General features: G+C 34.1%; 10 protein-coding genes and 1 pseudogene. 6 read left to right on the top strand and 5 right to left on the bottom strand.

Annotated elements, in window-relative coordinates:
* The 6 genes and pseudogenes from ACOYLT_RS08435 to ACOYLT_RS08410 form a co-directional block, all read left to right on the top strand.
* A pseudogene (locus tag ACOYLT_RS08435) lies at positions 1–348 on the top strand (porphobilinogen synthase); the annotation flags it as partial.
* A 1-nt stretch (position 349) separates the two neighbouring features.
* Positions 350–724 carry a c-type cytochrome gene (locus tag ACOYLT_RS08430; protein ID WP_422853418.1) on the top strand — a complete coding sequence of 125 codons (375 nt, stop codon included), beginning with the start codon at positions 350–352 and terminating at the stop codon, positions 722–724.
* A 261-nt stretch (positions 725–985) separates the two neighbouring features.
* Complete coding sequence (locus ACOYLT_RS08425) at positions 986–1,699, top strand: 3'-5' exonuclease (protein ID WP_422853417.1); 714 nt, start codon at positions 986–988, stop codon at positions 1,697–1,699.
* Positions 1,700–1,772: 73 nt separating this feature from the next.
* A complete protein-coding gene (locus ACOYLT_RS08420; RefSeq protein ID WP_422853416.1) occupies positions 1,773–3,212 on the top strand; it encodes a nucleoside recognition domain-containing protein in 1,440 nt (479 codons plus the stop codon).
* Between the two features lie 47 nt (positions 3,213–3,259).
* Positions 3,260–3,811, top strand: a complete 552-nt coding sequence (locus ACOYLT_RS08415; protein WP_422853415.1) for a transposase — start codon at positions 3,260–3,262, stop codon at positions 3,809–3,811.
* Positions 3,812–3,954: 143 nt separating this feature from the next.
* Positions 3,955–4,344: a hypothetical protein gene (locus tag ACOYLT_RS08410; RefSeq protein ID WP_422853414.1), complete on the top strand. Its 390-nt coding sequence runs from the start codon at positions 3,955–3,957 to the stop codon at positions 4,342–4,344.
* On the opposite strand, the gene ACOYLT_RS08405 is transcribed toward ACOYLT_RS08410, so the two are convergent.
* From ACOYLT_RS08405 to ACOYLT_RS08385, 5 genes are all read right to left on the bottom strand, one after another.
* Positions 4,334–4,993 carry a CoA transferase subunit B gene (locus ACOYLT_RS08405; protein WP_422853413.1) on the bottom strand — a complete coding sequence of 220 codons (660 nt, stop codon included), beginning with the start codon at positions 4,991–4,993 and terminating at the stop codon, positions 4,334–4,336. The genes ACOYLT_RS08410 and ACOYLT_RS08405 overlap by 11 nt on opposite strands.
* A 2-nt stretch (positions 4,994–4,995) precedes the next feature.
* Positions 4,996–5,697, bottom strand: coding sequence for a CoA transferase subunit A (locus tag ACOYLT_RS08400; RefSeq protein ID WP_422853412.1), 702 nt, complete (start codon positions 5,695–5,697; stop codon positions 4,996–4,998).
* A gap of 11 nt (positions 5,698–5,708) precedes the next feature.
* Entirely contained in the window at positions 5,709–8,018 is a 2,310-nt protein-coding gene (locus tag ACOYLT_RS08395) for a penicillin-binding protein 1A (protein WP_422853411.1), read from the bottom strand.
* Positions 8,019–8,024: 6 nt separating this feature from the next.
* Positions 8,025–8,510 (bottom strand): gliding motility lipoprotein GldH, encoded by a 486-nt coding sequence (locus tag ACOYLT_RS08390; RefSeq protein ID WP_422853410.1) that lies wholly within the window; start codon positions 8,508–8,510, stop codon positions 8,025–8,027.
* The coding region (locus ACOYLT_RS08385) for a PSP1 domain-containing protein (protein ID WP_422853409.1) at positions 8,494–9,683 on the bottom strand (1,190 nt) is incomplete at its 5' end. The genes ACOYLT_RS08385 and ACOYLT_RS08390, both read right to left, overlap by 17 nt.

Genomic DNA, 9,683 nt, shown 5'->3' with positions numbered 1-9,683 from the left:
GATGTGAAAGTTCCGAAGGATAAAAAAACCTACCAAATGGATTACGCCAATCGTATCGAAGCCATCAAAGAAGCCCTTTGGGATGTAGAAGAAGGCGCCGATATGGTCATGGTAAAACCAGGAATTGCCTATTTAGATATTGTTCGCGAAGTAAAAAATGCCGTGAATGTTCCCGTAACAGTTTTTCATGTTTCTGGCGAATATGCTATGATTAAAGCAGCTTCTGAAAGAGGTTGGCTCGACCACGACAAAATTATGATGGAACAATTGATGTGCATCAAACGCGCTGGCGCCAGTTTAATTTCGACTTATTTTGCCAAAGAAGCGGCAATATTATTAAACAAATAAGATGAAAAAGTTACTGTTCAGTTTAGGGATATTATTATTAATTTCTTGTAAAAATGAAAACCAAGAAAATTTTATCAAATCTAATACTAATACAATACCAGATAAAGTTTCTGGCAAAGAATTATTTGAAAACAAAGGGAATTGTATAGCATGTCATCAAAAGGAACAAAAAGTTATCGGACCAAGTTTAAGTGAAATAGCTTCTACATATAAAGCAAAAAACCGAAGCATTGTTTTGTTTCTAAAAGAAGAAAGTGAACCTATTATTGATCCTAGTCAATATGATATTATGAAAGCTAATTTTGCTATTACTAAAAACATGAGTGATGATGAACTGAAAGCAATTGAAGATTATATTTATACTTTTTCAAAATAATAATTTAATTACAACAAATGGAAATGGTATTTACTAAAACACTCTCTTATCTTGAATTGATAAAAACTTGATAATTCAAAAGCAATTCATGCATCAGCATCCGATAATGGTAAAAATCCACTTAGGACAGTTGCTCTTTGTCATCGAGTTATTGGAACATGAAAGTTCAGTAATACAAAAATTACTTTTTTAATATCTTTTCTTTATTTATAAAAAAATTTTTTTTAAATTTCACATCAGATAATTTAAAAGCTGATTATCATGATAGAAAAAATAAACCTCAATCACATTCTATTTCTTGACATTGAAACCGTCCCACAGGAACAACATTATAATGAGTTGGATGATGAAATGAAAGAGCTTTGGGAGCATAAAACGCAATATCAAAGAAAGGAAGATTATACTCCAGAAGATTTTTATGAACGAGCTGGGATTTGGGCGGAGTTTGGAAAAATCGTTTGCATCTCTGTGGGTTATTTTGTCAATAAAGGCGATATTCGAAATTTTAGAGTTACCTCTTTTTTTGGCGATGAAAAAAAGATTTTAAAAGATTTCACTGGTCTTTTAGACAATCATTTTAATCAAGCACAACATGTTTTGTGTGGTCATAATGCCAAAGAATTTGATATTCCATTTATCGCTAGACGAATGATAATTAATCAAATTGCCATTCCAAACAAACTAAATCTTTTTGGTAAAAAACCATGGGAAATAGCACATTTAGATACTTTAGAACTATGGAAATTTGGCGATTATAAGCATTTCACTTCCTTGAAATTATTAACAAAAATTCTTGGTATTCCATCTCCAAAAGGCGATATTAATGGCAGTCAAGTGGCAAAAGTTTATTATGTGGATAAAGATATAGACCGCATTGTAACATATTGTGAAAAAGATGTAATTGCTGTGGCACAAATTTTCTTGCGACTGCGAAGAGAAGAATTATTGATAGAAGATGAAATTATTCATGTGTAAATTGGTTGTCATCGATTTTTGATATTTACATAGAAATTCTGATTGATTTATTATATTTACAAAAAACAAAACTATGGTATTGAGTAGATTTTGGCTCGTTATTTTTATTTCCTCTATTGCCTTTGTTCTTTTTAGCTTATTTTCTGGAAATAGCTATACGATCGACAATGTATTGAATGGGAAGAAAGATGATACAATATTAATTTCAGAGAAATATCTGAATGAAATTCCAAAATTTATCCAAGACAGTATTAATAAAAACGAAGAGAAAACTTTTGTTATTAATCGCAATGCAACAAATCCTGACACAACCTATATTTTTAAAAATAAAACGGTAAAAATATATAGCGGTGTTCAAAAATCGGATGGATTATTGCCGACATGTAAAAACACATTACTTGATTTGATTTTGCCACTTATGGCTTATTTAGCTTTTTTCTGTGGCTTAATGGAACTATTAATCATTTCGGGAGCATCTGATAAATTAGCAAAACTATTGAGTCCAGTATTTGTAAAAGTGTTTCCAAGTATTCCTAAAAATCACCCGTCAATTTCCTATATGACGTTGAATTTTTCTGCAAATTTCTTAGGATTGGATTCGGCGGCCACTCCATTTGGATTAAAAGCAATGCAGAGTTTACAGGAAATAAACCCCGATAAAGACAAGGCAAGTGATGCACAAATAATGTTTATGTGTTTACATGCTTCGGGACTTACCTTAATAGCAACTTCAATAATTGGATATCGAGCCGCTGCCAATGCCAGCAATCCAGCCGATGTGATGTTGCCTTGTATCATTACCTCTTTTATTGGAACTATTGCTGCGTTTTTGATAGTTGGAGTGAAACAAAAGATTAATTTCAAAAGCGCCTCTTTAGCTGTGGGGTTGATGGTTTTAATTGCAGCAATTGTTGGACTTTTGATGTACGTCAACCATTTGGATTTAATTGGCAAAAACTATTTTACTACTAATCTTTCTGCTTTGATATTAGTTGGGATTATTATTTTTACTTTAATTTTTTCATTTAGTAAAGAGAAAAAATTTACAGAGGCCAATACTACAGTTTATGAAGCTTTTGTGGCTGGTGCTAATAATGGAGTAAAAACTGGAGTCACTATTTTTCCTTATGTTTTAGGAATGTTAGTGGCAATTTCCTTGTTCCGCAACAGTGGTTTGTTTGAAATTATCAGCAATTGGATTGCTTTTGCTTTCTCCAATATGGGAGTGAGTAAAGAAATCACCGATGCTTTGCCAGTTGCCTTGCTAAGACCTTTTAGTTCTGCAGGATCACGCGGGTTTTTGATTGATTCAATGAATACTTTTGGTGCCGACTCGATGACGGGAAGATTGAGTAGTATTTTTCAATGTAGCGCCGAAAGCACTTTTTATGTAATCGCAGTTTACTTTGGTTCGGTTAATATAAAAAACACCCGATACGCTTTAGGAACAATGCTTATAATAGATGTGATTTGTGTGATTACAGCAATTTTTGTAGCAAGCTGGTTTTTTTAACTAATCCTACAAGGCTTAAAAAAAATTGTAGATATAAATAAAAAGTAATGAAACTTGAAATTTTAGAAAAGGATTATTTATATCATATTTACAACAGAGGTATAAATAGTGAGAACATTTTTCTGTCAGATGAAAATAAAACATATTTTTTAAAATTACTTTCTAAATATTTGAGTGCGAAAATAGATGTTTACGCTTATTGCTTAATGGACAATCATTTTCATATTGTATTAAAAATTATCGAAGAAGAAAGAATTGTTACTCAATCTTTTTCTAATTTTTTTAATGCTTATGCAAAAGCATTTAATAAACAAAATCAAAGAACTGGAAGTTTGTTTGAAAAACATTTTAAAAGAATTAAAATACAAGATGATAACTATTTAAGAAGTATAATTCAATATGTTCATCTAAACCCAAAGCATCATTTGAATACAAACTATAAAACCTATAAACATTCTTCTTTTCAAGCAATGATTTCTGTAAGCGAAACAAAATTAGCTAGGTGTGAAGTACTTTCATATTTTGATGGTATTGATAATTTTATTTATTGTCACGATTTTAAAAACGAAGTTTTATCTGAAAAATTTATATTCGAATAGGCGGTTTCTAACCCTGCAAGGTCTTTTTTGACCTTGTAGGTATTTCCAAACTTATACCTACAAGGTTTTTGAAACCTTGCAGGAAAACAAACGAAAACTTTCAACTTTCCTTTTACTTAAAATAAAAATAATTTATTCAAAATATGTCATTCACCGAATCATTTTCAGAGTTTTATAACCATGCTAAAATCAGTTTAGCTAATGGAACTTTTGCCAAATTAACCATGGCAAAAACTATAGGAAATACTGATTTGATGAATATTTATGTTCGCCCGATAGTGGAAGTAGGCATTTTGAAATTGGAGCTTAAATACAAATTCCAACAAGAAGAACAAATTGAAATTCATACTATTGACAACACTCAAAATGTTTTGGTGAATTATATCAATAATCCGTTTATGTCGGCAATATTATTCACTACAGAATTTGATTTGACTTATAAATTGAATAAAAAACGAGCGGTCAGTATTACTGAATCGGGGAATACTTTTGGTAATGCTTCAGAAGTTTTATTGGAGTATCTTAATCGATAATCATCTCCGGAATTTCACCTTCAATAATTAATTCGGCTTCCGTTGAAGCTATGATTTGTTCTACAGAAACACCAGGTGCACGTTCTAAAAGTTGGAAACCTTTTGGAGTAATTTCCATCACGGCTAATTCGGTCACTACTTTTTTGACACAACCAACGCCAGTTAAAGGCAAGCTGCATTTCTTTAAAATTTTACTCTCACCCACTTTGTTGACGTGCATCATGGCAACGATAATATTTTCTGCCGAAGCTACTAAATCCATTGCGCCACCCATTCCTTTGACCATTTTTCCTGGAATTTTCCAATTGGCAATATCGCCGTTTTCGGAAACTTCCATAGCGCCAAGAATGGTTAAATCTACTTTTTGACTGCGTATCATTCCAAAACTAAAAGCCGAGTCAAAAAAACTCGCTCCAGGTAAGGTAGTGATGGTTTGTTTGCCAGCATTAATAATATCAGCATCTTCTTCTCCTTCAAAAGGGAATGGTCCCATGCCGAGAACACCATTTTCACTTTGAAATTCTACGGAAATATCAGTTCGAACATAATTAGCCACCAACGTAGGAATTCCAATTCCTAGATTAACGTAATAACCGTCTTGAACTTCTTTGGCTATTCTTTTTGCAATATCGTTTTTATCTAAGGCCATGATTATTCTCTTTTTCTTGTTGTTCGTTGCTCAATTCTCTTTTCAAATTTCTCCCCTTGAAAAATGCGTTGCACCATGATACCTGGGATATGAATTTGATTTGGATCAAGTGAGCCAACAGGTAATAATTCTTCTACTTCGGCAATGGTAATTTTTGCAGCTCCCGCCATACAAGCGTTAAAATTTCGGGCAGTTCCTTTGAAAATAAGATTTCCTGCTTCGTCGCCTTTCCAAGCTTTTACTATAGAGAAATCGGCTTCGTAGGCCAATTCCATGATGTGCATTTTGCCATTGAATTCACGCACTTCCTTCCCTTCGGCAACTTCGGTTCCAAATCCCGCAGGTGTGAAGAAAGCTGGAATTCCGGCTTGTGCAGCGCGGCATTTTTCGGCCAATGTTCCTTGTGGTGTTAGTTCTACATCCAATTCGCCAGAAAGCATTTGGCGTTCAAATTCGGCATTTTCGCCCACATAGGAAGAAATCATTTTTTTGATTTGTCTTTTTTGGAGTAATAACCCCAATCCAAAATCATCAATACCAGCATTATTGGAGATACAAGTCAAACCGGTAGTTTCTTTTTTTACCAATTCGGCAATACTATTTTCTGGAATACCACAAAGACCAAATCCGCCCAACATAATCGTTATGTTGTCTTCAATGCCTAGGAGTGCTTCTTGAACGGAGTTTACTTTTTTATTTATCATAAACAAAACTATTACAACCCAAACTCATCGGTATTTTGCTCATCAACTGGAACTGCAGTAGAGTCAGAAATGGTATCTTTTTTACGTTCGTAACAATCTACTTTTATCGAGAGATTATCAGGTCTTTGAAAAGGATCTTTGGAGATTTGTAAGTCTTTGTCTTCATAACATTTTTTCATCATATACCCCCAAATTGGCAATGCTGCCGTAGCGCCTTGTCCAAATGTAATGCCTTTGAAACGTGCCGAACGGTCTTCGCAGCCCACCCAAACTCCGGTTACCAGATTTGGCACCATACCAATAAACCAACCATCAGATTGGTTTTGAGATGTTCCTGTTTTACCCGCAATTGGATTGGTAAACATGTATGGATAACCTGTCCAACGACTGTCACCGCTACCACCACCTTGCGTACGAAGACGAACTCCAGAACCGCTTTCGGTTACACCCTCTAGTAATTTGATAACTGCATAGGCAATGTCTTTGTTCAATACATCATGATTTTCAGGAACTGGTTCATATAGCACCACTCCGTTTTTATCTTCAATGCGACTTATAAATTGGGGTTTTACATAGACCCCTTGATTAGCAAACGTACTGTAAGCCGCTACCATATCTTCAACTGTGATATCAACAGCACCCAATGCTATGGAAGGCTGTGCTGGAATATCGGATTTCACACCTAGTTTTTTAGTCATAGTAACCACGGCCTCTGGACCAGTTTTATCAATCAATTTAGCCGAAACAGTATTAATAGAAAGCGCTAATGCTTTTTTTAAGGTAACCATACCGCGATATTGACGGTCGGAGTTTTTTGGCTCCCAATCTTCGGTTACATTATGGCGTCCTTTATGAATCATAAAAGCGCCATCAATAATTGTGTCACATGGTGACATTCCTAATTGTTCTATTGCAGTAGCATATACAAAAGGTTTAAACGTAGAACCTACTTGTCTTGCGCCTTGACCTACGTGGTCATATTGAAAGTATTTGTAATCAATCCCTCCAACCCAAGCTTTGATATGTCCTGTTTGTGGCTCCATTGACATTAACCCTGTTTGCAGGAAGTGTTTATAGTATCTAATGGAATCCATTGGGGTCATTACTGTATCTATTTCTCCCTTCCAAGAAAAAATTTTCATTTTGGCTTTTACACTAAAAGAAGCAATAATTTCTTCATCGGTTTTTTCCAAATCTTTCATAATTCGCCATCGCTCCGAGTTTTTTATAGCTTTATCGATGATGGTTTTTGTTTCAGCATCGGATATATTGACAAAAGGGGCATTTTTATTGTCTTTCTGTTGAAAAAAGAATTCTTGTTGCAAGTTTTTCATATGAGCAGCAACAGCTTCTTCTGCGTGAGCTTGAATTTTCGAATCTATAGTGGTGTATATTTTTAAACCGTCAGTATAAATATCCCAGTCGTCACCATTTGGTTTTTTGTTTTCTTTTGCCCAATTTTTCATGTATTCGCGAAGAAATTCTCTGAAATAGGTAGCTGTACCTTCTTTATGACTCTCAGGGTGAAAATGCAATACTATCGGTTGTCGGGCTAAGGAATCTTTGGTTTTGGAATCAATAATATGATTACGAACCATTTGTCCTAATACAGTATTTCGACGCAAACGCACTTTTTCCAAACGACGTAATGGATTGTAAAGAGAAGGATTTTTTAGCATCCCCACAAACATAGCTGACTCATCAATACTTAAATCACGTGGTTCTTTGCCGAAATATACTTTGGCAGCAGAACGAATTCCAACGGCTGTGTTTACAAAATCGGCTTTGTTGAGATACATTGAAATAATTTCATTTTTGGTATACTGACGCTCAAGTTTAATGGCAATAATCCATTCTTTTACTTTCTGAATAATTCGAAAAGGTTTAAAACTTGAACCTTCACCATGAAATAATAATTTGGCTAACTGCTGGGTTAAGGTACTTGCACCACCATTGGCGCCTAATTTTAATGCTGCGCCAAAAGTTCTTCGCGCATCAATCCCTGAATGTTCATAAAAACGCTCGTCTTCAGTAGCAATTAACGCTTTTACAATGCTTGTAGGCAAATCTTCATACTTAATTGGCGTCCTGTTTTCATTATAAAATTTTCCAATGGTGACGCCATCAGAGGAAATAACTTCAGTCGCCAAATTTGATTCGGGATTTTCTAAATCTTCAAAGGAAGGCATGCTACCAAAAAATCCCCAAGAAGCCAAAGTGAAAAATAAAACAGCAATTCCAAGACTATAAAAAAACCATTTCCAAAATTTATTTTTATAGTAGTTAATGTCTTTAACTGTAGCATAGTTTTTTTGTGCCATAATTTTTTAATCTTTTGATTCAATTCTAAATCCAACATCAGTTATTCCTGGAAGTGTATCAACGCCCTCAATTTTTCCAGTTTGTCTTACTGCGTGTTTGATGTGAATCTTGTATAGTCCTTTTTGAGTAAAACTTACCTTGTCTTTATAAAAAAGCTTATTTTCTTTAATATCCGAAAATCCCTCACCAAGAAGTGTGCCATCAGGATTGGTCATTTGGTACTCTAGGGTATCTACTTGTACTTTTCTGTTAGGTTGTTCCAAAGAAACAATTAAAAATAAGTTATTAAACGGATATTCGTCATTATCTCTAACATTTACATAGAGATTATAGGCTTTTTTTGGATCTAATTTTGGCAAATCAAAAGTAACTATACTGTCTTTATTCCAATTTTTACCTACAGATTTATAATCGTCAAAAACCCTCTTTTTGTCACAGGAAGTAACTAAAAATAAAAGGAAAATAAAAATGATGCTATTTATTATCTTCATTCTTTTTAATAATTATAGGTCTTTTATCTTGAGGCCTTTGGTTTTGACCTTTACTTTGTTCAGAATTTTGATTTTGGGTTTTATGCTTATTTTTATTTCTGTTTTTATTTTTGCTTTTTCTTGGTTGATCAAAACGAGTTAAACTCTCTTGTCCCATAGCATTGTTGAAATCTTTTTCAGGTTCAGACACAATTTCAATAGCAAAATCTTCAAGTGAACTTACTTTGTTACCTTGTTTATTCTGAGCTATAATTTCTTTTACTTGTTCAATTTTTAATACATGCCAATTAGCAAAATTATCAAAATAAGCAAACCACATTAGTCCTTTAAAAATATCTTGTTTTTGACAAACGGCATCACCTTTTTCCGTTTTTAATTTTGTCTCAAAATCTGGAAAATCTTTTAAAGCATCCATATAAGTGTCTAACTCATAATTGAGACAGCACTTTAATTTTCCGCATTGACCAGCTAATTTTTGAGGATTTAAAGACAATTGTTGGTAGCGTGCTGCTGACGTATTAACGCTTCTAAAATCGGTTAACCATGTTGAACAACATAATTCTCTACCACAAGAACCTATTCCTCCTAAACGAGCTGCTTCCTGACGAAAACCAACTTGCTTCATTTCGATACGGGTGCTGAATTCGCGCGCATAATCTTTGATTAGCAAACGAAAATCCACACGATCATTGGCAGTATAATAGAAAGTTACTTTAGAACCATCGCCTTGAAATTCTATATCAGAAATTTTCATTTCTAGTTTATGAGCAATTGCCAATTCTCGTGCTTTTACTTTCATCGGCTCTTCTTTATCACGAGAATCGCTCCAAATATCAATGTCTCTTTGAGATGCTTTTCGGTAAATTTTTGTAATTTCATTACTGGTGTGATTTACCCCTTTTTTCTTCATTTGAATTTTTACTAATTCGCCTGTAAGCGTAACAATACCAACGTCATGACCAGGAGAAGCCTCTGTAGCAACGACATCACCTATGCTTAATGTTAGTTTTTCGGTATTGCGATAAAATTCTTTTCTTCCGTTTTTAAAACGCACTTCAATACAGTCAAAAGGAGTTTCGCCATTCGGCAAACTCATGTTGGCTAGCCAATCGAAAACGGTTAATTTGTTGCAGCTATCGGTGCCACAAGTCCCATTATTTTTGCATCCTTTAG

Origin of the sequence: Flavobacterium sp., from assembly GCF_049318185.1 — a bacterium.
Lineage (GTDB): Bacteria > Bacteroidota > Bacteroidia > Flavobacteriales > Flavobacteriaceae > Flavobacterium.
The sequence above is the reverse complement of the archived record's forward strand: the minus strand, read 5'-3'. Positions and strand labels throughout refer to the sequence as shown.